Source organism: Amycolatopsis bullii (assembly GCF_014654205.1).
In the GTDB taxonomy this organism is placed as follows: Bacteria; Actinomycetota; Actinomycetes; order Mycobacteriales; family Pseudonocardiaceae; genus Amycolatopsis; species Amycolatopsis plumensis.
Genome location: NZ_BNAW01000001.1, coordinates 391893 through 415061, shown reverse-complemented (window position 1 = coordinate 415061; position 23169 = coordinate 391893). Strand labels below are relative to the sequence as shown.

Here is a 23169-nt window from a genome sequence, read left to right as displayed (position 1 = left end):
GTCATCCTTTCGGGGTGAGCGCATGTCAAGCACGCGCTGCTATGCAACCAAACCGTTATCACCCTAACAGGTGAGTATCGGTGAGAGAATAATCTGACTCACAGTTGATCGTGTTCAGGGTGCTGCGCTGACCAGGCGATGGCAATGCGCAATCAGGCGATGACGCAGCGGCGCCGCCCGGCGGGCGAACTCCGCCTGGGCCCTGGCGTATTCGGCCCGGCCCGCCGCGGTCTCGATCCGCACCGGCGGGTAGCCCAGCGCCGCCAGGTCGTACGGGCTGGCCCGCATGTCCAGCGTCCGGATCTCGGCCGCCAGCTCGAAGCAGTCCGCCACGAGCTCCGCCGGCACGAACGGGTCGAGCTTGTACGCCCATTTGAACAGATCCATGTTCGCGTGCAGACACCCCGGCTGCTCGAGTGCGACCTGCGTCTCTCTCGACGGCGTCAGCCCGTTCAGCGGACGCGCGTCGGCGGTGAAGAAGCGGAACGCGTCGAAGTGCCCGCAGCGGATGTCCAGCGACTCCACGACCGCGTCGGTCCCCGCCGAGCCGAGCCGGAGCGGGACCTGGTCGTGCCGCACCGAGTCGGCGGGCTCGCGGTAGACCATCGCCCACTCGTGCAGGCCGAAGCAGCTCAGCCGGGGCGCGCGGGACGCCGTCGCGGTCAGCAGGCCGAGGACGAACTCGGCCGTCCGGACCTTGCCCGCGCCGAACCCGGCGGGATCCAGCACCACTCCGTCAGGCGTGTCGACGTACCCCTTGCGGTCCAGGAAGCGCCGCGCCGCGGGCCCGGCGAGCGCGACGCCGGGCCCGGGCTGCCACCGTTCGAGGTGCGACGGCCGGTACGAGTAGTAGGTGAACAGGAAGTCCAGCACCGGGTGCTTCTCGCCACGCGACCGCCGCTCCTGGTGCGGGCCGGTCCAGCGCCGCATCCGGGAGACGTGCGCCGCCTCGCGGGCCAGCCACTCCGGCTCCGCGAGCACCTCGACCTCCGTCATGCGCCCACGTGGGTGCCGTCGCGCACCGTGCCCACGTACTCCTCGACCAGGTCTTCCAGCGCGACGACGCCGACGGCGTTGCCGTTCGCGTCCAGCGCCCGCGCGAGGTGGCTGCGTTCCTTGCGCATGGCCGAAAGCGCGACGTCGAGCCGGGCGTCGGCACGCAGTTCGGTCAGCGCGCGCGTCTTCGACTCCGGAACCGTCGTCTTCGGGTCCTGCCCGGCCAGGTCGAGGATGTCCTTGACGTGGATGTAGCCGGTCAGCCGCCCGTCGTCGGTGCACACCGGGAACCGCGAGAACCCGGTGGACGACACGGCCTTCTCCACGTCGCCGACGGTCGGCCCGCAGGGGAGCGTGGTCAGCTCGGCGGTGGGCACCAGCACGTCGGCCACGGTCTTCTGCATCGACGAGAGCGTCTGGGCGAGCCGCTGGTGCTCGGACTGGTCGAGCAGGCCCTCCCGGCGCGACTCGCTGAGCAGCTCGGCCAGCTCGTCGGAGGTGTAGGCCGTCTCCAGCTCGTCCTTCGGCTCCACGCGGAACGCGCGCAGCAGCGAGTTGGCGATGAAGTTCAGCAGCCAGATGAACGGGTTGGCCACCTTCACCCAGGCGACGTGCGCCGGGACCAGCCACAGCGCGAGCCGCTCGGGCTCGGCGATGGCGAGGTTCTTCGGCACCATCTCGCCGATGAGCACGTGCGCCACGGTGATGAACGCCAGCGCGATGGCGAACGAGATCGGGTGCAGCAGCGCCTCGGGCAGGCCCAGCGCGTCGAAGCCCGCGGCGAGGCGGTGCGCGATGGCGGGCTCGCCGAGCCGGCCGAGCAGCAGCGAGCAGATGGTGATGCCCAGCTGCGCCCCGGCGAGCATCAGCGAGACGTGCCTGCTCGCGTTGATGACGATCTTCGCGCGCGTCTTGCCCTGCTCCAGCAGCGCTTCGAGCCGGTCGCGCCGGGAGGAGATCAGCGTGAACTCCGCGCCGACGAAGAAGGCGTTGGCCAGCAGCAGCACCACGACCAGGGCGATGTTCAGCCAGTCGGTCACGAGGCCACCTCCGCTTCCGGGGCCGCTTCCGGCGCCGAGCGGACCGGGGCGACCTCGACCTCGGCGATCCGGTGCTTGTCCATCACCGTCACGGTGAGCAGCCAGCCGTCGACGTCGGTGGCGTCGCCCTCGGCGGGGATCTTGCCCAGCCGCTCGAGGATCAGCCCGGCGATGGTCTCGTAGTCGCCGTCCGGCATCCGGAACCCGGTGACCCCGGTGACCTCGTCGGCGCGCAACTGCCCGGACACCAGCCAGCTGTCGGTGCCGACCTGCTGGGACGCCGGGGCTTCGCGCTCGTCGTGCTCGTCGCGGACGTCGCCGATGATCTCCTCGACGACGTCCTCGAGGGTGACCAGCCCGGCCGTGCCGCCGTACTCGTCGACGACGATGGCCAGCTGGAAGCGCGAGTCGCGCAGGCGCAGCAGCAGGTCGTCGCCGGGGAGGGACTCCGGCACGGTCGGCACCGGCCGCATGACCGACCCGATCGGCACCGCGGCCCGGTCGGCGGCGGGCACCGCGAAGGCCTGCTTGACGTGCACGGCGCCGCGGACGTCGTCGAGGTCCTCGGCGTGCACCGGGAACCGCGAGAACCCGGTGCGGCGGGAGATCTCGATGAGGTCTTCCACGGTGTCATCGATGGCGAGGGATTCGAGCTGCACCCGCGGGGTCATCAGCTCTTCCGCGGTGCGCTCGCCGAACCGCAGCGAGCGGTCGAGCAGCTCGGCGGTGGACGTGTCGAGCGTGCCGCTTTCGGCGCTGGACCGCACGATCGAGCCCAGTTCCTGCGGCGAGCGCGCGGACCGCAGCTCTTCCTGCGGCTCGACGCCGAACTTGCGCACCAGGAAGTTCGCGCTGTTGTTCATCAGCGTGATCAGCCAGCGGAACAGCGCGGAGAACCGCGAGTGGTAGCCGGCCACCGCGCGCGCGGTCGGCAGCGGCCGGGCGATCGCGAGGTTCTTCGGCACCATTTCGCCGAGGATCATCGACAGCGACGTGGCCAGGACCAGGGCGATGACGATCGACGCGCCGCCGGCGAACCCGGCCGGGAGCCCCAGGCCGGTGAGCAGCGGCCGGACGAGCTCGCCGATCAGCGGCTCGGCCAGGTACCCGGTGACCAGCGTGGTCAGCGTGATCGCGACCTGGGCGCCGGAGAGCTGGAAGGAGAGCGTCCGGTGCGCCTTCTGGACGGTCACCGCGCGGCGGTCGCCGACCTGGCGGACGTTGGCCTCGACGGTGCTGCGTTCCAGCGCGGTCAGCGAGAACTCGGCCGCGACGGCGAGCCCGGTGCCGATCGTCAGCAGGACGAAGAGGAGGACGCCGGCGACGGCGAGCAGGATCTGGATCATTCCGCACCCGCCTCGGTGGCGGGGGATGAACCTATCGGACAGCCGGGTCGGTCACCCGGCCCGGTACTGTCACCGGGTGACTGCGCTGCGCGCACGAAACGGTCACTCCTAGCGATAAATCGGTGTGTACTGCGGTTATTGCGGACAATCTTAACGTGTCTTTCGCGCTCGCCGCTCGCGTACCGGGTGTGTCGGAGCGCTCATCCGCGGCTCGGCCGGTGCCGGCGCACGGTTTCTTCGACGAGGTCGAGCACCGGCCCCAGCCCGGCGGCGGGCAGGCCCATGGCCAGGTGCGAGACGAGTCCCTCGAGGACGAGTTCGAGGAAGGCGGTGAGGACGTCGACGTCGACGTCGTCCCGCAGGTTCCCGGCCTCGCGCTGCCGCAGCAGCCGCAGCCGGGTGGCGGTGGTGAGCTGCTCGGACCGTTCGGCCCACCGGCCGCGGAACTCGGGATCGGTGCGCAGGCGCCGGGACACTTCGAGGCGCGTCCCGAGCCAGTCGGCGGGGTGGTCGCCCCCGGCGAGCAGGTCCCGCATGACCTGGACGAGGCCCTGTTCGGCGACGACGTCGGCCATCCGGAGGGCATCGTCCTCGGCGAGGGCGAGGAAGAGCGACTCCTTGTCCCGGAAGTGGTGGAAGATGGCCCCGCGCGACAGGCCGGTGGCTTCCTCGAGGCGCCGGACTGTGGCACCTTCGTAGCCGTAGCGCGCGAAGCAGACGCGCGAGCCGTCGAGGATCTGGCGCCGGCGTGCGTCGAGGTGATCCTGGCTTACGCGTGGCATCCTGAAATCCTGGCACCGCGGACCGGGATCTCGCAATCCGTACGTACGTACTGTGACCCGGAGTGCAGGGAACCGACGGCCGACCCCCACCGTCTGAACGTTGCGGCGATTCGCTGACACGAAGTGAGACGGTTGGCTAAGGTTTGCCCCATCACGGTGGGTGAGCTGAGGGGAAGGTGCGGTCGTGATCATCGGTGAGGCCGGGCAGGCGGCGAGGGCTCTCTGGGGCGACGTCTTCGACACCCCGGGCCGGGTCTACGGCGGCGGGGGCAAGGGCGGCCAGTTCAAGATGGACCCCGAAGAGCTCTCCGCGGTGATCGGCCAGTGGGAAGACCTGGTCGACAAGATCGTCGAGGACGGGCAGAAGATCCGCGAGCTGGCGGCATTGAGCACCGTGGCGCCCGGCAAGGACCCGGCCAGCGGGAACTTCGCCTCGACCAGCTCCGATTCGATCATCGCCCTGCTCACCCAGAACGACTCCATGCGCAAGTACGCGCAGGACTACATCAAGAAGCTGAAAGCAGCGCAGTCGAAGACCGTGGTCACCGACCAGGACCTGTCCGACACCTTCAAGGCATAGGCGAGCCGAACTTGTTCCGAAGCAAACTGGGTGTCCTGGCGGTCGTCGTGACCGTGTCCGCAGGGCTCACGACCGCGTGCACCACGACGACCGGAGGCACGGCGTCCCCGTCGACGGCCTCGTCGTCGGCGGTGTCCGGCTCGCCGTCGGCTGATCCCGAAGTTCCGAAGGTCTCCGCGCCGCTGGACGCGAGCAAATACGTCACCGACACGTGCGCTCTGGTGCCGAAGGACGTGCTGGCGTCGCTGGGGATGCCCGAGGTCGGCACGTTTCAGCCGAAGGGTGACACGCTGTTCACCAAGGCGGGCCCGACGTGTGCGTGGAAGATCAGCGGCCAGGGCATCGGCGTGCTGGTGTCGCTGGGCACCGGTAGCCGGGACGCGGGATCCGGTGGACTGGCGGGCCTTTACGCCGCCTACCGGGCCAAGACCGTGATTCGCTTCCTCGAGCACGCCCCGGACGTCGACGGTTACCCGGCCGTCTACTGGGGACCGCTGGACGAACGGCCGATGGGATCCTGCGGGATCGGTGTGGGCATCGCCGACGACCTCACCTTCGACGTGTATGCGCAGGGCTACCAGGGAGCCGACGACTCCTGTGGGGTGGCCAACCAGGTGGCGTCGAGCGTCATCAAGACACTCAAGGGGGCATGACGAGTGGACGGCAAGCAGATCTACGACAACTTCAGACAGGGCGACACCTCCGGGCTGCAGCAGATGGCGCAGACCGTGCAGGAACTGTCCGACGCCTACATGGAACGGGGCGCGAGCATCAAGGCGCTCCAGGCACGCATGGTCGAATCGTGGAGCGGTGACGCCGCTGACGCCGCGAATTCGGGCGCGGGGCCGATGGAACGTGCCTTCCACGACAGTTCGGCGCCGCTGGACGTGACCTCCGCGTCCGTCAAGACCCAGGCTGCCGTCTTCGAGGATTCGAGCAACACCGTCGTCGAGGTGCCGCCGAAGCCGGACAAGCCCAATCCCTGGACCACCGGCCTCAAGGCCGCCATCCCGATCGCCGGGCCGTTCATGGCCAAGGACGACATCGACAACTATCAAGAGGGCATGGCGCGGTACAACGCCGCGAACGAGACCAACGTCCGCGTGATGGACCAGTACAGCAACGCCACCAACAGCACCCGTGCCGCGCTGCCCACCGACTACGGCGTGCTCGAGGCCGACGGTGCCGCCATCTCGGTGAACACGCCCGACGGGCCTGGCCGGATCAAGCCGCCGCCCTACATTCCGCCGGAGACGCCGCCGCGGAACATCGGGCATGGCGATGACGACCGCACCTCCACCACCGACTTCGACCCCGGGCAGACCGGCGGCGGCGACAAGCCCGGCGGGAACGGCGGAACGGGCGGGACCGGCGGCACGGGAGGCACCGGGGGAACCGGAGGCACTGGCGGCACGGGAGGCACTGGCGGCACCGGAGGAACGGGTGGCACCGGCACCGACGACACCCACACCACCGGCACCGGCCGCCCGACCCTGCCGACCCGCCCGGGTCAATCGACCGATCAGCCCGGCAAAACCCCGCCCGGCACCGGCGGGATGGACTTCTATCCCACCAACACAGGCCAGAACTACGGCCAGAACTACCTGAACCCCAACGACCCCAACGCCACCCCCGGCGGCCGCGGCCCCACCAGCGGCAACGCCGGCGGGCGGCTCCTCGACCCGACCGGCCGGGGCGGAACCGGAACAGGAACCGGCAGCGGCAGCGGATCGGGAACCGGCAGCGGGGCCGGCGAACGCGGGTTCGGCAGCGGCCGCGGCTCCGGCATGGGCAGCCTCGGCAACGCCGCCGCCGCGGAAGCCGCCGCCGCGCGGGGGGCCGGCTCGCGGTCCGGGCAGATGGGGCCGATGGGGCCCGGTGGCCGTCGCGGTGAGGGTGAAGACGACGATGAGCACCAGCGGCCGGACTACCTGATCGAAGCGGATCCGGACGCGATCTTCGGCACCGACCAGCGGACCAGTCCGCCGGTCATCGGCGAATAGGCAGGTGGACGTGGCAACAGGCCGGGTGGATGTTCCGGTCGAGGCGCTGGCCGCGCTCGCCGAACGCGAGCAGGTCGGCCAGCTCCACCTCACCCTGCGTCCCGAGCCGCTGTGGCTCTCGGACGAGGAGCGCGAGGAGGCCGGCAAGCGGGTCGACGCCGCGCTCGCCGAGGCCGGGCTGGTCGATGCCCGGGGCCGGGCCACCGTCGACTTCCTCGACTGGCTCCCGCTGCTGGTCAGCCCGGCGCGGGAGTGCTACGGCTGGGTCGGCACCGGCGGGCAGACCTACGGCGTGCTCGCCGCCGCCAAAGGGCTGCAGGCGGTCCTCGCCGTCTCCGACGGGACCCACGTCGGCGTGCAGGAAATCGACCGGAACCGGCTGGCCGAGTCGCTCGTCGAGCAGCTGCCGCCGGTCGGTCCCGGCGGGGGACGGCGGCGGACCGTGCGGGTGGCGGACCTGACCGAAGCGGCCCGCCGCGGGCAGGCCGCCCACCCGCTCGACCCGGCCGTCGCCGACATCGTCAGCCTCGTGCAGCGGCCGGTCTCGGGCAGCGGGGAGCTCTACGTCGGACGGCGTGACGACGTCGGACGGCACACTTGCCTCCAGCAGCCGCTCCACTACGCCGACACCGACTGGGGCCGGTACCTCAGCTACACGTCCGGCTCGGGCGACGACGCGGTCATCCACATCGGGCCGGCGGGCCCGCAGGAGCTGGCCGACACGCTCACCGAGCTGGCCGGCACGCTGAACTGAACGAAAAGGGCGTGCGCGACCGCTCGTTCACCGGATAATGTGACAGCGCTGTTGTATCCGGCTGGGAGGACGCGCCGATGTACCCCGCAATCGAACCCTACGACCACGGCATGCTGGACGTCGGCGACGGCCACGAGATCTACTGGGAGACCTGCGGGAACCCCGACGGCAAGCCCGCGCTCGTCGTGCACGGTGGCCCCGGTTCCGGCTGCTCGGCGAACGTCCGCCGCTTCTTCGACCCGGCGCGCTACCGGATCGTCCTGGCCGACCAGCGCGGCTGCGGCCGCAGCACCCCGCACGCCGGCGCCCCGGTCGCCGACCTGTCCGCCAACACCACCGAGCACCTGGTGGCCGACTTCGAGCGCCTCCGCGAACACCTCGGCATCGAGAAGTGGTTGCTGTTCGGCGGTTCCTGGGGCTCGGTGCTCAGCCTGGCCTACGCGCTGCGCCACACCGAGCGCGTCAGTGAGATCGTCCTGATGGGCCTGGCGACCGACCGCTTCATCGAGATCGAGCTGCTCATCCGCGGCCTCGGCGCCTACTTCCCGGACGGCTTCGCGAAATTCCGCGACGGCGTGCCGGAAAGCGAGCGCGACGGCGATCTGTCGGCGGCCTACCACCGGCTGCTGATGGACCCGGACCCGGCCGTCCACCACCAGGCCGCGAAGAACTGGTGCGCCTGGGAAGACGCGATGCTCCCCGGCGTCCCGCCCCACGACGACTTCGAAGACCCGGCCTACCGGCTCTGCTTCGCCCGGCTCGTCACGCACTACTTCAGCAACCGCGTGTTCCTGCCGGACGGCGAGATCCTGCGGCAGGTGGGCAGGCTCGCGGGCATCCCGGCGGTGCTGGCACAGGGCGTGCTCGACACGAGCAACCTCGTCGGCACGCCCTGGCTGCTGCACCACGCCTGGCCGGGCAGCGAACTGGTGATGCTGGACGACGTCGGGCACACCGTGTCGGCCGCGTCGATGCAGGAGGTCCTGATCGGCGCGACCGACCGGTTCGCGCTCAGGGGATGACGAGCGCCGGCTCGCCTTCCGGGGCGAGCTCGGCCTCGGCGCGGCGGGCGCGGTTGGCCTCGGCCAGCCGGAGCCCGGTGACGCGCAGCGGCAGCCGGTCCAGGTTCCACTCCGCCAGCAGCAGCGCGATCTTCGCCTGCATCTCGGTGCGCAGCCGCAGGAACGAATCGGCCGGGTCCGCGCCGACCTCACCCAGCAGCAGCCACCACGCCCAGGCCGCCGCGCCGGCGTTGGCGACGAAGTCGGGCACCACCGCGATCCCGCGGGCCGACAGCGCGGCTTCCGCTTCCGGCGTCGTCGCCGCGTTGGCCGCTTCGACGACCACCTTGGCCCGCACCGCGCTCTCGTTGTCGGGCCGCAGCGCGTAGGAGATCGCGGCCGGCGCGAAGATGTCCGCGTCGATCCCGACGATCGTCTCGCGCGGCAGCGAACGGACCCCGGCCGGCAGCCGGGACCGGTCCACTTCGCCGAACCGGTCGCGCAGGTCGAGCAGCGCCGGGACGTCGAGGCCGGCGGGGTCGTACAGCGTGCCCGCCGCGTCGGCCACCGCGACGACCTTGACCCCGGCCTCGTGCAGGTACCAGGCCGCTCCGCCGCCCATGGTGCCGATGCCCTGGATGGCCACCGTCGTTTCCCGGACGTCCCAGTCCCAGGCCGCCGCCACCCCCAGGCACGCCTGCGCCACGCCGTAGCCGCCGACGACGTCGCCGAGCAGCAGGCCGCCGGGCACCGGCGCGTTGAGGCCCGCCTGCACTCGGCGCAGGGTGCGCGCCGGATCGGCCGAACGGCGGATCGCCGCGTGGTACGACTGCTCCAGGCCGAGCTCGGCGAACACCGAGTCGATCAGGTGCTGGGGAACGCCCAGGTCCTCGGCGGTCACCCAGTGCGCGTCCAGCCACGGCCGCAGGAACGCGCAGAACCGCTTCAGCACGTCGAACGCGCGGGGGTCCTTCGGGTCGAAGTCGATGCCGCCCTTGGCCCCGCCGACCGGCAGGTTGAAGGTCGCGGTCTTGTTGGCCATGCCCCGGGCGAGGTCCTCCACCTCGGTCATCGTGCAGCCGGCCCGCATCCGGGTGCCGCCGGTGGCGACGCCGGAGACCAGGCTGTGCACGACCAGGTAGCCGTGCGCACCGGTGACGGGATCGGTCCACGTCAGCCGCATCAGCGGCTCGGCGTTGCGCGGGGTCATCAGGCCACTCACCTCCAGGGAAGTCCGGGGCGGTCGTTCTCGGCCGCCTTCCCCGAGCCTGCGCCCCGGACGGCCCGGGCGTCCATTTAACGAACCTGCACGATCTCGTTTAAGTTTTGTGCATGGAGCTTTCGTTGCACCGCTTGCGGATGCTGCGCGAGCTGCACCGCCGGGGCACCGTGACGGCGGCGGCCGCGGCGCTGCACTACACCGCTTCGGCGGTGTCGCAGCAGCTTGCGCAGCTCGAACGGGACGTGGGCGCGAAGCTGTTCGAACGGCTCGGCCGGCGCGTCCAGCTGACCGAGCTCGGCACCCTGCTCACCGAGCACGCCGAGGAGATCCTCGGCTCGGTCGAGCGGGCCACGCTCGCCCTGGAGGAGGCCCAGGAGGCCCGCACGGTCCGGCTGACCGCCGGGGTGTGGGCGTCGGTGGCCTCCGGCCTGCTGCCGACCGCGCTGACCGCGCTGGCCGGCGAGCACCCGGGCATCGAGGTCCGCACCCGCGAGCTGGCGCCGGAGGACACCGCCGAGGCGGTCCGCGACGGCAGCCTCGACCTGTCGTTCGTGATCGACTACTCCGACGCGCCGACGCCGTGGGACGCCGGGCTGGAGCGGGCGGTCGTGGCCGTCGAACGGCTGCACGCCGCGGTGCCGCGCGGTGCCGTGCCGTCGGGGTCGGCGTCGCTGGACGACCTCGCCGAGCACCCGTGGATCCTGGCCGGCGCCAAGTCGCACTTCGGCCGCGCGATGCGCACCGCATGCCGGCGGCACGGCTTCGCGCCGAAGATCAACCACGAGGTCGAAGAGCAGTCGACGGCGATGGCGATGGTCGGCGCCGGGCTGGGCGTCACCCTCGTCTCCGACCTGGGCCTGCGTTTGCTGCGGCCGCCCGGGATCGACGTCGTCACGCTCACCACGCCGCTGCTGCGGACGGTGTCGATCGCCTACCGGCGCACCGCGTTCCGGCGCCCCGCGCTGCACCTGGTCATCGACGCCGTGCGGGCGTCCGCGGCCGAGCTCGGACTGGGTACCGAACCGGCTTTGCCCTGATCCGGGGCTTCTTACAGGGTGGTGAACACCTCCCGCAGCGCAGGAACCGCCCTGAATTTGTCGTACCCCGCGTGTAGCGTCCGAAGACGAGAAGTTCCCCACAACAGGAACAGGAACGCCACATGCAAGCGGTGCACGATTTCCCCGAGAAGTCGGGTAGTGCGTCGAACCGCACCGCGCGGGTCCTGGCGGACCGCGCGGCCGGCGAAGCGTACGTCGCATCGGTGTGTTTCAAGCACGGGCCGCCCCGCCTGACCGGCGTGGAGCTGGAGTTCACCGTGCACCATGCCGACGACCCGGCCAGACCCCTCGATCCCGACGTCCTTGCCGCGGCGCTCGGTCCGCACACCCCGCGGACGCTCCGCCCCGGCAGCCCCGCCACCCCGCTCCCGGCCGGCTCACCCGTGAGCCTCGAACCCGGGTGCCAGGTGGAGATTTCCGCTCCTCCCCAGGCCTCCCTGCGCGAGCTCGACGCAGTCGTCACGGCCGACCTCCACCACCTGCGTGAACGCCTCGTCCGGCACCACCTCGTCCTGGGCGAAACGGGCATCGACGCCCACCGCGCGCCCCGCCGGCTCCTGCACACCCCGCGCTACGCGGCGATGGAGCGCCGGTTCGCGCCGATCGGCCCCGGCGGCCTCACGATGATGTGCAGCACCGCCGGCCTGCAGATCTGCGTCGACGCGGGGGAGCCCGAGCACTACGCCGCGCGGTGGGCGGCCGCGCACGCGATGGGCCCGCCGCTGCTCGCCCTCTTCGCCAACTCCCGCGTCCACGCCGGCCGGGACACCGGCCACGCCTCCGCCCGCTGGCTGGCGGTGCACGACACGGAAGCGGTGCGCACGCGCACGCCCGCCGTGACGGGCGACGACCCGGCCGGGGCGTGGGCCGGGCGCCTGATGGACGTCCCCCTGATGGTGCTGCCCCGCGGCGACCGGCCGTGGGACGCGCCCGACGGGCTGACGTTCGCCGACTGGATCGACGGCCGGGGCGCCGCGGCGCTGCTGCCGCGGCCCACCGTCGAAGACCTCGACTACCACCTCACGACCATGTTCACGCCGGTCCGGCCGCAGGGGTACCTGGAGATCCGGTACCTCGACGCGCAACCGCCGGGCGAGTGGCTGGCGCCGGTGGCGCTGGTGTCCGCGCTGCTCGCCCGCCCGGCCACCGTCGACAAGGTGCGCGAGCTCTGCGCACCGGTCGCGGACCGGTGGACCACGGCGGCGCGGCGCGGCCTGGCCGACCCGGAACTGGCGGCCGTCGCGGCGGCCCTGGCCGACCTCGGCTGCACCGAGCTGGGCGCGACCGGGCTGGCGGAGGAGTCGACCACCGAGATCTGCGAGAGCGTGCTGGGGCGCGCGTACCGATCGAGGAGCGAAGCATGAGCACGGAAGCACTGGGCGAGCTGAGCGCGCAGGACCTGCGCGCCCGGGCGGCCGAAGCACTGACCCGGGCCCGGGCGCGCAGCGTGGCGCTGACCGACGCCGTGGACGACGAAGACCTGGTCCGCCAGCACTCGAAGCTGATGTCGCCGCTGGTCTGGGACCTGGCGCACATCGGCGTCCAGGAAGAGCTGTGGCTGGTCCGCGACGTCGGCGGCCGGGAACCGCTGCGCCCGGACATCGACGACATCTACGACGCCTTCCAGCACGCCCGCGCGGACCGGCCGGAGCTGCCGCTGCTCGGGCCGGCCGAGGCACGCGCGTACGTCAAGCAGGTCCGCGAAAAGGCCTTCGACGTGCTGGAACACGCGCCGATGGAAGGCAGGCGGCTGACCGAGCAGGCGTTCGCGTTCGGCATGATCACCCAGCACGAGCAGCAGCACGACGAGACCATGCTGGCCACCCACCAGCTCCGCAAGGGCGACCCGGTGCTGCACGCGCCGGAGCCGCCGCCCGCGCGCTCGGGCACGCTGCCCGCCGAGGTGCTGGTGCCGGGCGGTGCCTTCACGATGGGCACGTCGGCCGAGCCGTGGGCCCTGGACAACGAGCGCCCGGCGCACGAGATCGCCGTCGACGCGTTCTGGATGGACACCGTCCCGGTGACGTGCGGCGCCTACGTCGAATTCCTCGACGGCGGCGGCTACGACGACGAGCAGTGGTGGAGCCCGGCGGGCTGGGCGTACCGGCAGGACAACGGCATCACCGCGCCGCGGTTCTGGAAGCGGGAGCAGGACGGCTGGTGGCGGACCCGGTTCGGCGTGTACGAGCGGATTCCCGCCGGCGAGCCGGTCGTGCACGTCTCCTACTTCGAAGCCGAGGCGTACGCGGCCTGGGCCGGGCGTCGGCTGCCGACCGAGGCGGAGTGGGAGAAGGCGGCCCGGTTCGACCCGGCCACCGGCCGGTCGCGCCGGTTCCCCTGGGGCGACGAGGAACCGTCGGCCGAGCACGCCAACCTCGGCCAGCGGCACCTGCGCCCGGCGCCCGCGGGGGCGTACCCGGCCGGTGCGTCGCCGACCGGCGTGCACCAGCTGATCGGGGACGTCTGGGAGTGGACCTCCACGGATTTCCACGGGTACCCGGGTTTCTCCGCCTTCCCGTACCGGGAGTACTCGGAGGTGTTCTTCGGCCCGGAGTACAAGGTGCTGCGCGGCGGCTCGTTCGGCACCGACTCGGCGGCGATCCGGGGCACGTTCCGCAACTGGGACTACCCGATCCGGCGGCAGATCTTCGCCGGCTTCCGCACCGCCCGCGACGCGGCCCCCGGCGAGGTGGGGTAGGCGCATGTGCCGCCACATCGGCTACCTCGGCGAGCCGGCATCGCCCGCCGAGGCGCTCTTCCGCGCCCCGCATTCCCTGCTGGTGCAGTCGTACGCGCCGGCCGACATGCGCGGCGGCGGCTCGGTGAACGCCGACGGGTTCGGGCTGGGGTGGTACCCCGGCCCGGGCTCGCCGCCCCTGCGCCACCGCCGGTCGACTCCACTGTGGACGGACGAGACGCTGCCGCCGCTGGCCGCGGCGGTGACCTCGGGCGCGTTCGTCGCCGCGGTCCGCAACGGCACCACCGGCCTGCCGGTGACCGAAGCGGCCGCGGCGCCGTTCACCGCCGGGCCCTGGCTGTTCAGCCACAACGGTGTCGTCCGCGGCTACCCGCACTCGCTGGCCGAACTGGCCAAGACCCTGCCGGTCACCGAGCTGCTGACCCTGGAAGCGCCGACGGATTCGGTGGTGCTCTGGGCCCTGCTGCGCGCCCGGCTCGCCACGGGCGAGGACCCGCTGACGGCGGTGGCGGGGCTGACCCTCGCCGTCGAAGCGGCCGCGCCCGGGTCCCGGCTCAACTTCCTGCTCACCGACGGCGCCACGCTGATCGGCACCACCTGGACGCACGCGCTGTCCGTGCTGGAGACCCCGGCCGGCAGTGTTGTGCCGGGGCTTCGCCCCGGGCCGGGGGCTCCGCCACCCGGAACCCCCGGAAGCAACGTGTGGCTGGCGTCCGAACCCTTCGACGGCGACCCGCGCTGGCGGCCCGTCCCCGACCACCACGCCGTGCGCGCCACCGCGGCCGGCGTCGACGTGCTTCCCCTCACCCAGGAGCTCTCATGACCGAAGTCGATCTCGACCACCACCGCTCCGGCGACGCCGTCACCGCGGAACTGCGCGCCGACGTCGTCGCCGGGCTCACCGCGGCGCGGAAGTGGCTGCCGCCCAAGTGGTTCTACGACGCCGACGGCAGCGAGCTGTTCGAGAAGATCACCCAGCTGCCGGAGTACTACCCGACCCGCAGCGAGCGCGAGGTGCTGGCCGCGCACGCCGGCGACGTCGCGAAGCTGACCGATGCGCACACGCTCGTCGAACTCGGCTCGGGGTCGAGCGAGAAGACCCGGCTCCTGCTCGACGCGCTCACCGCCCACGGCACCCTGGAGGCGTTCGTCCCCCTCGACGTGTCGGAATCCGCGCTGGCCGAGGCCGCCGAAGCGATTTCGAAGGACTACCCGGGCCTCGCCGTCCGCGGGGTCGTCGGCGACTTCACCCAGCACCTGAACCTGCTGCCGGACGGCCAGCCGCGGGTGGTGGCCTTCCTCGGCGGCACGATCGGCAACTTCCTGCCCGCCGAGCGCGCGGTCTTCCTCCGCTCGGTCCGGGAGGTCCTCGACGAGGGGGAGTGGCTGCTGCTCGGCACCGACCTGGTCAAGGACCCCCGGATTCTCGAACGCGCGTATGACGACGCGGCCGGTGTGACGGCGGAGTTCGACAAGAACGTCCTGAGGGTGGTCAACGCCCGGCTCGGCGCGAACTTCGACGTCGACGAGTTCGAGCACGTGTCGTACTGGGACGCGGAAAACGAGTGGATCGAGATGCGCCTGCGAGCCCGCCGCGAGCTGACCGTCGAGATCCCCGGCGCGGACCTCACGGTTCGCTTCGCCGAGGGCGAGCACATCCGGACGGAGATCTCCGCGAAGTTCCGCCCGCGCGGCGTCGAGACCGAGCTGGCCGCGGCCGGGTTCGCCCTCGAGCACTGGTGGACCGACTCCCAGCAGCGGTTCGGGGTGAGCCTGGCAAAATCCGTGCGTGGGTAATCCTCTCCGGGCGCTGGCCCGGGCCGCCGGCACGAAACCCTGGCTGATGCGCACGGCCCGGTTCGTCGTCTGGGCGGACACCAAACTGCACAGGGCGTTCGGCGGCCGGGTGAGCCTCGTGGCGCTCGCCGGGCTGCCGTCGCTGCGCCTCACCACGACCGGCCGCAAGAGCGGGCTGCCGCGCAGCACCAACCTGCTCTACTACCCGCGGGGCGAGGACTTCGTGCTGACGGCGTCCAACTGGGGCCGTCCGCACGACCCGGCGTGGGCGCTGAACCTGCGGGCGAACCCGAAGTGCCAGGTCGCGCTGGCCGGAAGGCCGCTGGACGTGCTCGCCCGGGAGCTGCACGGCGAGGAGTACGAGCGGATGTGGGCCGAGCTGCTGGCCTTCTGGCCGGGGTACGCGATGGAGCAGCGCGAGGCCGCCCGGCCGTTGCCGGTTTTCGTCCTGACCCGGGTGGCCCGGTAGGTTCTGACCATCCGTTCGGCCGGTGCCGGTAATCGCCGGTTTGTGCCAGTCTCACGCGGGTAACGCGCCGTGACGCCGTGACCGCGCGGCGGAGCGCGTGACCTAGGGAGGGACGTCTTGCCGAGATCCACACAGGGCCGGATGCGTTCGTTCGCACTGGTGGGGGCGCTCGTGGCCGGCGTCGGGCTGGCCGGGCCGGCCGGCACCGCCGCCGCGGCCGAAGACGCCGCGGTCAAGCCCGCCGCCGTCGGCGCGACCCCGGCCGTCGCCTGGGGCACCTGCCCGAGCGAACTGCTCGCCGGAGTGCCCGCCGACCAGCTCGGGCTCTACAGCTGCGCGCGCTACCGCGTGCCGATCGACCACGACAACGCCTCCGTGGGCACCATCGACATCGCCCTGCTCAAGCGCGCCGCCCGCACACCCGGCCAGCGCGTCGGCTCGCTGTTCCTCAACCCCGGCGGCCCCGGCGGCTCGGGCCTGACCATGCCGACCGGCGGTCAATACTACTTCCAGCCGCAGGTCCTCGACCGCTTCGACCTCATCGGCTTCGACCCGCGCGGGGTCGGCGACAGCAACCCGCTGCGCTGCTTCACCACCCAGGAGGACGCGGACGAGGTCTTCGGCGCCCAGGTCGGCGTGCCGCTGTCGCGCGCCGAAATCTCGAGCACCCTGGCCAGCTACCGCGACTACGGCCGGTTCTGCAGGAACAACGCGGGTGCGCTGCTCAACCACATGTCCACCAAGGACGTCGTGCGCGACCTCGACACCCTGCGCGCGGCCGTGGGCGACCAGAAGCTGACGTTCGTCGGCTTCTCGTACGGGACGCTGATCGGCTCGACGTACACCTCGATGTTCCCGAAGCAGTCGCGGGCGATCGTGATCGACGGCAACGTCGACCCGGCGCTGCGCACCAGCGACGGCGTGCAGTACGACCGGGAACGCGCGCAGGGCTTCGAAATCGCGCTCGACGCGTTCCTCAAGCGCTGCGACCAGGCCGGCGCGAAGTGCGCGTTCAGTGACGGCAACCCGCGGGCGAAGTTCGACGAGCTGCGGGAGTACCTGCGCAAGCAGCCGATCACGCTCCCCGGCGCCGACCCGCTGGACATCAGCCGGTTCACCGGCGGGGTGTCCAGCGCGCTGTATTCGCCCGCGAGGTTCGCCGGCCTGGCGGCCGACCTGCAGGCGCTCTACACCGCGATCCACCCGGCCGGGGCGCAGACGCAGGCATTGCAGGCCGCGAAGCTCACCGTGGTCGGCTCGGGCCGGCAGGGCCTGGCCGACCAGAACCCGGACAGCCCGTACACCAGCGACGACTCGTACTTCGCCGTCAACTGCTCCGACAAGCCGTTCCGGATCCGGCAGGAGCAGGTGCCGGACATCGCCGCGAAGTGGGAGCGCGAGTCGCGCACCTTCGGCCGCTACCAGGCGTTCGCCGACACGGCGGGCTGCCCGGTGTGGCCGGCGAAGAAGCCGGACGTCTACCGCGGGCCGTGGCGGGCGAAGACCGACGTCCCGGTGGTCGTGGTCGGCAACTACTACGACCCGGCCACGCAGTACAAGTTCGCCCAGCGGATGGCGGCCGAGCTCGGCAACACCCGGCTGCTGTCGGTCGACGCGTTCGGCCACTGCATCCTCGGCGACGCCCTCGGCGTCGACCAGGCCGTGGCCGACTACCTGACCGACCTCAAGGTGCCGGCGAACGGGCAGGTGTTCCAGCCGAACGTCCAGCCGTTCTGAGTGTGAACCCGGTCCCGCGGCCCTTCCCCGGGCCGCGGGACCGGCTACGCTGGACGGGTTGATCATCGACGAACACGGGAAGCGAGGTGAGCGGCACATGCCAGCGGACAGTCCTCGGACGGCCGGGCGCGCGCTCACCGGAGGTTTCCGGCGGGGCTGAGCCCGGCTGCCCCCTGTCCGGCAGTGCACGCACGCCGGAAAGAGCCGGAAATGACCACTTTCGAAATGCTGCTGCGCGTCGGGGCCGGCGTCGGCCTGGGTGCCGTCATCGGGGTCGAGCGCCAGTTCCGCGCCCGGATGGCCGGGTTGCGCACCAACGCCCTCGTCGCGGTCGGCGCCACGCTGTTCGTGCTGCTGTCCGCCCACGGTTTCGGTGGGCTGGCCTCCAGCGGCGACGCCGACCCGACCCGGGTGGCCGCCCAGATCGTCTCGGGCATCGGGTTCCTCGGCGCCGGGGTCATCCTGCGCGACGGCCTCAACGTCCGCGGCCTCAACACCGCCGCGACGCTGTGGTGCTCGGCCGCCGTCGGCGCTCTCGCCGGGGCGGGCCTGTACCCGGTCGCGGTGGCCGGGACCGCCGTCGTGGTCGGGGTGAACGTGCTGCTGCGGCCGCTCGGCCGCGTCGTCGACCGCCGCCCGGACGCGGGTGAGGAGACCCCGGCGAAGTACGCGTTCCAGGCGGTGACCCGCGACGAAGCCGAGGCCCACGTGCGGGCGCTGCTGGTGCAGGCGTTGACCCGCACGGACTTCCGGCTCCTGTCGGTGCTGAGCATCGACCGCCAGGACCGCACGGTCGAGGTCCGCGCGGAGCTGATCGGAGACCAGCGCGACGACGCCCAGATGGAGGCGGCGGTGTCGCGGCTGTCGCTGGAGCCGTCGGTGTCCAGCGTCCGCTGGGAAGCCGTGCCCGCCTAGCCGGTGTGGGGGAATTCGCCGAACCGGGTTGGCTGCTCCGGGGCGCCGCACCGCGGCCGACTTCGCGCTCGCGCACCCGGATCGGGTCGACGGGCTGGTGCTCACCTCGCCCGGGTTGAGCGGCATGGTCGAGCGCGACCCGTTCACCCTCGGGCTGCTGAGCGGGAAACCCACCAGCACCGCGGATCGGCCGCGTTCCTCGTGGTGCAGCAGTTCCCCCCTGCGACGGCACCGAAAAAGGAGGGCCTCCCCGAGCGGGGAGGCCCTCCTCAAGCACGGAAACCTTACGCCTGCGTCATCTTCCGCAGCACGTACTGCAGGATGCCGCCGTTGCGGTAGTAGTCCGCCTCGCCCGGGGTGTCGATGCGGACGTCCGCCTCGAACTCGACCTTGGTGCCGTCCTCCTTGGTGGCCGTGACGTGCACCGTGCGCGGGGTCGAACCCTCGTTCAGCTTCGTGATGCCGGTGATGTCGAACGTCTCGGTGCCGTCGAGGCCGAGCGACGAGGCCGACTCGCCCGCCGGGAACTGCAGCGGGATCACGCCCATGCCGATCAGGTTGGACCGGTGGATGCGCTCGAACGACTCGGTGATCACCGCGCGCACGCCCAGCAGCGACGTGCCCTTGGCCGCCCAGTCACGCGACGAGCCCGAGCCGTACTCCTTGCCGCCCAGCACGACCAGCGGGGTGCCCGCCGCCGCGTAGTTCTGGGCCGCGTCGTAGATGAACGCCTGGGGCGCGCCCTCCTGCGTGAAGTCGCGGGTGTAGCCGCCCTGCACGTCGTCGAGGAGCTGGTTGCGCAGCCGGATGTTCGCGAACGTGCCGCGGATCATCACCTCGTGGTTGCCGCGCCGGGAGCCGTAGGAGTTGAAGTCCTTCTTCTCCACGCCGTGCTCGGTCAGGTACTGCGCGGCCGGGGTGCCCGGCTTGATCGCGCCGGCGGGGGAGATGTGGTCGGTGGTGACCGAGTCGCCCAGCTTCGCCAGCACGCGCGCGCCGGTGATGTCGGTGACCGGGGCCGGCTCCGGTGTCATGCCCTCGAAGTACGGGGGCTTCCGCACGTAGGTGGACTCGAGGTCCCACTCGAAGGTCTTGCCCTCCGGGGTGGGCAGCGACTTCCAGCGCTCGCCGCCGTCGAAGACGTCGGCGTAGTCCTTGCTGAACATCTCCTGGGTGATCGCGGAGTCGATGGTCTCCTGGATCTCCTGCGCGGTCGGCCAGATGTCCTTGAGGAAGACGTCGTTGCCTTGCGCGTCCTGGCCCAGCGGCTGGGTCGCGAAGTCGAAGTCCATCGTGCCGGCCAGCGCGTAGGCGATGACCAGCGGCGGCGACGCGAGGTAGTTCATCTTCACGTCGGGGTTGATCCGGCCCTCGAAGTTCCGGTTGCCCGAAAGCACCGAAACCGCGGTGAGGTCGTTCTCCTGGATGGCCGCGGAGATCTCGTCCGAGAGCGGGCCGGAGTTGCCGATGCAGGTGGTGCAGCCGTAACCGACCAGGTGGTAGCCCAGCTTCTCCAGGTACGGCCACAGGTTGGCCTTGGTGTAGTAGTCGGTGACGACCTGCGAGCCCGGCGCCATCGACGTCTTCACCCACGGCTTGACCGCGAGGCCCTTGTCGACGGCGTTGCGCGCGAGCAGCGCGGCGCCGAGCATGACCGACGGGTTCGAGGTGTTGGTGCACGAGGTGATCGAGGCGATCACCACGGCGCCGTGGTCGAGGACGAACTCGCCGCGGTCCGGCGTGGAGACCTTGACCGGCTTGCTCGGGCGGCCCTGCGCGCCGTTCGCGGCGGAGGAGGTGACCGGCGGGGCGTCGTCCTCGGCGAAGGACAGCGACGGCGCGTCACTGGCCGGGAAGGATTCCTCCGAGGCCTCGTCCATCTTGGTGTGCGGCGTGAGGTCCTCGCCGTCCACGTAGTCGTGGATCGACTTGCGGAACGACGACTTCGCGTCCGACAGCTCGATGCGGTCCTGCGGGCGCTTCGGGCCGGCGATCGACGGGACGACCGTCGAGAGGTCCAGCTCGAGGTACTCGGAGTAGGAGGCCTCGCGCGACGGGTCGTGCCAGAGGCCCTGCTCCTTGGCGTAGGCCTCGACCAGCGCGACCTGCTCGGCCGAGCGGCCGGTCAGCTTGAGGTAGCGGACGGTCTCCTCGTCGATCGGGAAGATCGCGGCGGTGGAGCCGAACTCGGGGCTCATGTTGCCGATGGTGGCGCGGTTGGCCAGCGGCACCGCGGAGACGCTCTCGCCGTAGAACTCGACGAACTTGCCGACCACGCCGTGGCGGCGCAGCATCTCGGTGATCGTCAGCACGACGTCGGTGGCGGTGACGCCGGCCGGGATCTCGCCGGTCAGCTTGAAGCCGACGACGCGCGGGATGAGCATCGACACCGGCTGGCCCAGCATGGCCGCCTCGGCCTCGATGCCGCCGACGCCCCAGCCCAGCACGCCCAGGCCGTTGACCATGGTGGTGTGCGAGTCGGTGCCGACGCAGGAGTCGGGGTAGGCCTGGCCGCCCCGGCTCATGACCGTGCGCGCGAGGTGCTCGATGTTGACCTGGTGCACGATGCCGGTGCCCGGCGGGACGACCTTGAACTCGTCGAAGGCGCCCTGGCCCCAGCGCAGGAACTGGTAGCGCTCGCGGTTGCGCTCGTACTCGATCTCGACGTTGCGCTCGAAGGCGTCGGGACGGCCGAAGACGTCGATGATCACCGAGTGGTCGATGACCAGCTCGGCCGGGGCGAGCGGGTTGACCTTGTCCGGGTCGCCGCCGAGGTCGGTGACCGCCTCGCGCATGGTGGCGAGGTCGACCACGCACGGCACGCCGGTGAAGTCCTGCATGATCACGCGGGCCGGCGTGAACTGGATCTCGATCGACGGGTCGGCGCCCGGGTCCCAGGAGCCGAGCGCGCGGATGTGGTCGGCGGTGATGTTCGCGCCGTCCTCGGTGCGCAGCAGGTTCTCGAGCAGGATCTTCAGGCTGTACGGCAGGCGCTCGGCGCCCTCGACCTTGTTCAGGCGGAACACCTCGTACGAGGCGTCGCCGACCTTCAGCGTGTCTTTGGCGCCGAAGCTGTCCTTGCTGGCGGGTGAGGTCACGTCTAACTCCAGTGGCGGGGACGCCGCGCCGTCGCGGCAGGGGAGTCCCGGGTCAGTTCGGTCGGTTCGGTGGGGCGAGTCTTGCGCACCCCCACCGTAGGACCGGATGCGGGATGGCACACCTCGCGGTGCCTCAAACAGTACGCGCGTCCTGTTTAACGGACAAGACGACACGCGGTGTGGGCTGCGCCATCCGAAACCTCAGGTCCCTCAATGAGGGGAATTGGTGCCTACGTTGTGTAAGTTTCCGCTGGGGCTTGTGATAGTGATGTGACTGCAGTGACGGCGTGTGCGCTGGTGAGCGGAGGTGGCAGTCTTGTTAGGACGGTGCCGGGGTCCGAGGGTGCCGCGCGTCCGCCGGGGACTCAGCGTGAGCACGCTCACGCTGGTGATCTTGTTCGGCGCCGGCGGCACGGGCCTCGCGGCGCCCCCGCCGCCGCCCAACCCCAGCGATTCCGAGATCCAGGCCGGCAAGGCCCAAGCCGACGCGAAGGCCGGCGAGGTCGGCAGGCTGACCAACCAGCTGGCCCAGGCCGAGCAGAAGCTGACGCAGCTGCAGGACGACGTCGAGCTCAAGCAGGAGCAGGCCAACAAGGCCCTGGTCGACCTGCAGGCCGCGCAGGACGACGCGGCGCGCGCGGAGAACGACGCGAAGGCCGCGCGCACCGAGGCGGACGCGGCGTCGGCGGCCATCGAGAAGGCCAGGGCGGACCTCAAGACGTTCGCCGCCGCGAGCTTCCAGCAGGGCAGCACGGTCGGCTCGCTCTCGGCGTACCTGAGCGCGGACAGCCCGAAGGACATGCTGGCCCGCGCGCAGCTGCTCGACGCCGTGGGCGGCGACCGGCTCAACGCCCTCGACCGGCTCCAGCAGGCGCAGACCGAGAAGTCCAACAAGGACGCCGCCGCCCGCAAGGCCGCCGAGATCGCCGAGCAGAAGCAGGACGCGGCCCGCCGGGCGAAGACCAGCGCCGACGCCGCCCGGACGGCCGCCGAGCGCGCCCAGGACGGCCAGGCCGCCCAGAACGCGGCGCTCGAGAAGGACAAGACCGACGTCGAGCAGCAGCTCTACGACGCCCAGGCCAAGGTCAGCGGCCTGCAGGGGCAGCGGCAGCGCTACCAGGACTGGCTCGCCCAGAAGCAGCGCGAGGACGAGGAGCGCGCGCGGCAGGCCGCGCTCGCCGCGGCGGCGGCCGCGGCCGGGGGCGGTGGGCGTCCCGCGGGCGGCCCGGCGCCGTCGGGTCCGGCCGGGTCGTCGATCGAGGCGGTGATCGCGCGGGCGCTGTCCAAGCTGGGGATGCCGTACGCGTGGGGCGGCGGCAACGCGAGCGGCCCGACCCGCGGCATCCGCGACGGCGGCGTCGCCGACCGCTACGGCGACTACAACAAGATCGGCTTCGACTGCTCCGGCCTGATGATCTACGCCTTCGCCGGGGTGCGCTCGCTGCCGCACTACAGCGGCTACCAGTACTCGTCGGGCCGTCAGGTGCCGCTGTCCCAGATGCGCCGCGGCGACCTGCTGTTCTGGGGCGGGCCGGGCGGCATCCACCACGTCGCGCTGTACCTCGGCGGCGGGCAGATGGTCGAGGCGCCGCAGTCCGGTCTGCGGGTCCGGATCGCCCCGGTGCGCTACGGCGGGATCATGCCGTACGCGACCCGGCTGGTCGGCTGAAAAA

20 protein-coding genes are annotated in these 23169 nt (G+C 71.7%); 14 read left to right on the top strand and 6 right to left on the bottom strand.

The window, feature by feature from the left end:
- Nucleotides 1-114: 114 nt before the first annotated feature.
- From IE317_RS01905 to IE317_RS01890, 4 genes are all read right to left on the bottom strand, one after another.
- Nucleotides 115-996: a 3-methyladenine DNA glycosylase gene (locus IE317_RS01905; RefSeq protein WP_191306264.1), complete on the bottom strand. Its 882-nt coding sequence runs from the start codon at nt 994-996 to the stop codon at nt 115-117.
- A complete protein-coding gene (locus IE317_RS01900; RefSeq protein ID WP_191306263.1) occupies nt 993-2036 on the bottom strand; it encodes a hemolysin family protein in 1044 nt (347 codons plus the stop codon). The genes IE317_RS01905 and IE317_RS01900 overlap by 4 nt, the downstream gene beginning before the upstream one ends.
- Nucleotides 2033-3382 (bottom strand): hemolysin family protein, encoded by a 1350-nt coding sequence (locus IE317_RS01895; RefSeq protein WP_191306262.1) that lies wholly within the window; start codon nt 3380-3382, stop codon nt 2033-2035. Before IE317_RS01895 ends, IE317_RS01900 begins: the two co-directional genes overlap by 4 nt.
- Before the next feature lie 200 nt (nt 3383-3582).
- Nucleotides 3583-4164 (bottom strand): TetR/AcrR family transcriptional regulator, encoded by a 582-nt coding sequence (locus IE317_RS01890; protein ID WP_043784004.1) that lies wholly within the window; start codon nt 4162-4164, stop codon nt 3583-3585.
- Nucleotides 4165-4348: 184 nt separating this feature from the next.
- On the opposite strand from IE317_RS01890, the gene IE317_RS01885 reads away from it, so the two are divergent.
- The 5 genes from IE317_RS01885 (at nt 4349) to pip (ending at nt 8523) form a co-directional block, all read left to right on the top strand.
- Nucleotides 4349-4744 carry a hypothetical protein gene (locus IE317_RS01885; RefSeq protein ID WP_191306261.1) on the top strand — a complete coding sequence of 132 codons (396 nt, stop codon included), beginning with the start codon at nt 4349-4351 and terminating at the stop codon, nt 4742-4744.
- Nucleotides 4745-4755: 11 nt separating this feature from the next.
- Nucleotides 4756-5397: a DUF3558 domain-containing protein gene (locus tag IE317_RS01880; RefSeq protein WP_191306260.1), complete on the top strand. Its 642-nt coding sequence runs from the start codon at nt 4756-4758 to the stop codon at nt 5395-5397.
- Between the two features lie 3 nt (nt 5398-5400).
- The gene (locus IE317_RS01875) at nt 5401-6747 is read left to right on the top strand and encodes a WXG100 family type VII secretion target (RefSeq protein WP_191306259.1); all 1347 of its coding nucleotides are present in this window, start codon (nt 5401-5403) and stop codon (nt 6745-6747) included.
- Between the two features lie 25 nt (nt 6748-6772).
- On the top strand, nt 6773-7501 hold the full coding sequence (locus IE317_RS01870) for an ESX secretion-associated protein EspG (RefSeq protein ID WP_191306383.1): 729 nt from the start codon (nt 6773-6775) through the stop codon (nt 7499-7501).
- 77 nt (nt 7502-7578) lie between these two features.
- Complete coding sequence (pip, locus tag IE317_RS01865) at nt 7579-8523, top strand: prolyl aminopeptidase (RefSeq protein ID WP_191306258.1); 945 nt, start codon at nt 7579-7581, stop codon at nt 8521-8523.
- On the opposite strand, the gene IE317_RS01860 is transcribed toward pip, so the two are convergent.
- Nucleotides 8513-9712, bottom strand: a complete 1200-nt coding sequence (locus tag IE317_RS01860; protein WP_191306257.1) for a Glu/Leu/Phe/Val dehydrogenase — start codon at nt 9710-9712, stop codon at nt 8513-8515. The two genes, pip and IE317_RS01860, sit on opposite strands and share 11 nt — an antisense overlap.
- Nucleotides 9713-9834: 122 nt before the next feature.
- Between IE317_RS01860 and IE317_RS01855 the strand changes: the two genes are divergently transcribed.
- The 8 genes from IE317_RS01855 to IE317_RS01820 all read left to right on the top strand — a co-directional run bounded on the left by IE317_RS01855 (nt 9835) and on the right by IE317_RS01820 (nt 18398).
- Nucleotides 9835-10761 (top strand): LysR family transcriptional regulator, encoded by a 927-nt coding sequence (locus IE317_RS01855; protein WP_191306256.1) that lies wholly within the window; start codon nt 9835-9837, stop codon nt 10759-10761.
- Between the two features lie 122 nt (nt 10762-10883).
- Nucleotides 10884-12146: a glutamate-cysteine ligase family protein gene (locus IE317_RS01850; RefSeq protein WP_191306255.1), complete on the top strand. Its 1263-nt coding sequence runs from the start codon at nt 10884-10886 to the stop codon at nt 12144-12146.
- On the top strand, nt 12143-13480 hold the full coding sequence (gene egtB, locus IE317_RS01845) for an ergothioneine biosynthesis protein EgtB (protein WP_191306254.1): 1338 nt from the start codon (nt 12143-12145) through the stop codon (nt 13478-13480). The genes IE317_RS01850 and egtB overlap by 4 nt, the downstream gene beginning before the upstream one ends.
- Nucleotides 13481-13484: 4 nt before the next feature.
- Nucleotides 13485-14303, top strand: coding sequence for an ergothioneine biosynthesis protein EgtC (gene egtC / locus IE317_RS01840; protein ID WP_191306253.1), 819 nt, complete (start codon nt 13485-13487; stop codon nt 14301-14303).
- Nucleotides 14300-15277, top strand: coding sequence for an L-histidine N(alpha)-methyltransferase (gene egtD, locus IE317_RS01835; protein WP_191306252.1), 978 nt, complete (start codon nt 14300-14302; stop codon nt 15275-15277). The genes egtC and egtD overlap by 4 nt, the downstream gene beginning before the upstream one ends.
- 46 nt (nt 15278-15323) lie before the next feature.
- The gene (locus IE317_RS01830) at nt 15324-15746 is read left to right on the top strand and encodes a nitroreductase family deazaflavin-dependent oxidoreductase (RefSeq protein ID WP_191306382.1); all 423 of its coding nucleotides are present in this window, start codon (nt 15324-15326) and stop codon (nt 15744-15746) included.
- 141 nt (nt 15747-15887) lie between these two features.
- A complete protein-coding gene (locus IE317_RS01825; protein ID WP_191306251.1) occupies nt 15888-17483 on the top strand; it encodes an alpha/beta hydrolase in 1596 nt (531 codons plus the stop codon).
- 210 nt (nt 17484-17693) lie between these two features.
- The gene (locus IE317_RS01820; protein WP_191306250.1) at nt 17694-18398 is read left to right on the top strand and encodes an MgtC/SapB family protein; all 705 of its coding nucleotides are present in this window, start codon (nt 17694-17696) and stop codon (nt 18396-18398) included.
- Nucleotides 18399-18682: 284 nt separating this feature from the next.
- On the opposite strand, the gene IE317_RS01815 is transcribed toward IE317_RS01820, so the two are convergent.
- Nucleotides 18683-21496 (bottom strand): aconitate hydratase, encoded by a 2814-nt coding sequence (locus IE317_RS01815; RefSeq protein WP_191306249.1) that lies wholly within the window; start codon nt 21494-21496, stop codon nt 18683-18685.
- A gap of 343 nt (nt 21497-21839) precedes the next feature.
- Between IE317_RS01815 and IE317_RS01810 the strand changes: the two genes are divergently transcribed.
- Nucleotides 21840-23165, top strand: a complete 1326-nt coding sequence (locus tag IE317_RS01810) for an NlpC/P60 family protein (protein ID WP_191306248.1) — start codon at nt 21840-21842, stop codon at nt 23163-23165.
- The last annotated feature ends 4 nt before the right edge of the window (nt 23166-23169 follow it).

Coding starts and splice junctions, on each gene's coding strand:
- egtD (WP_191306252.1), top strand. CDS start 14,300: ATGACCGAAGTCGATCTCGACCACCACCGCTCCGGCGACGCCGTCACC.
- IE317_RS01820 (WP_191306250.1), top strand. CDS start 17,694: ATGACCACTTTCGAAATGCTGCTGCGCGTCGGGGCCGGCGTCGGCCTG.
- IE317_RS01825 (WP_191306251.1), top strand. CDS start 15,888: ATGCGTTCGTTCGCACTGGTGGGGGCGCTCGTGGCCGGCGTCGGGCTG.
- egtB (WP_191306254.1), top strand. CDS start 12,143: ATGAGCACGGAAGCACTGGGCGAGCTGAGCGCGCAGGACCTGCGCGCC.
- IE317_RS01830 (WP_191306382.1), top strand. CDS start 15,324: ATGCGCACGGCCCGGTTCGTCGTCTGGGCGGACACCAAACTGCACAGG.
- IE317_RS01895 (WP_191306262.1), bottom strand. CDS start 3,382: ATGATCCAGATCCTGCTCGCCGTCGCCGGCGTCCTCCTCTTCGTCCTG.
- IE317_RS01860 (WP_191306257.1), bottom strand. CDS start 9,712: ATGACCCCGCGCAACGCCGAGCCGCTGATGCGGCTGACGTGGACCGAT.
- IE317_RS01890 (WP_043784004.1), bottom strand. CDS start 4,164: ATGCCACGCGTAAGCCAGGATCACCTCGACGCACGCCGGCGCCAGATC.
- pip (WP_191306258.1), top strand. CDS start 7,579: ATGTACCCCGCAATCGAACCCTACGACCACGGCATGCTGGACGTCGGC.
- IE317_RS01855 (WP_191306256.1), top strand. CDS start 9,835: ATGGAGCTTTCGTTGCACCGCTTGCGGATGCTGCGCGAGCTGCACCGC.
- IE317_RS01905 (WP_191306264.1), bottom strand. CDS start 996: ATGACGGAGGTCGAGGTGCTCGCGGAGCCGGAGTGGCTGGCCCGCGAG.
- IE317_RS01850 (WP_191306255.1), top strand. CDS start 10,884: ATGCAAGCGGTGCACGATTTCCCCGAGAAGTCGGGTAGTGCGTCGAAC.
- egtC (WP_191306253.1), top strand. CDS start 13,485: ATGTGCCGCCACATCGGCTACCTCGGCGAGCCGGCATCGCCCGCCGAG.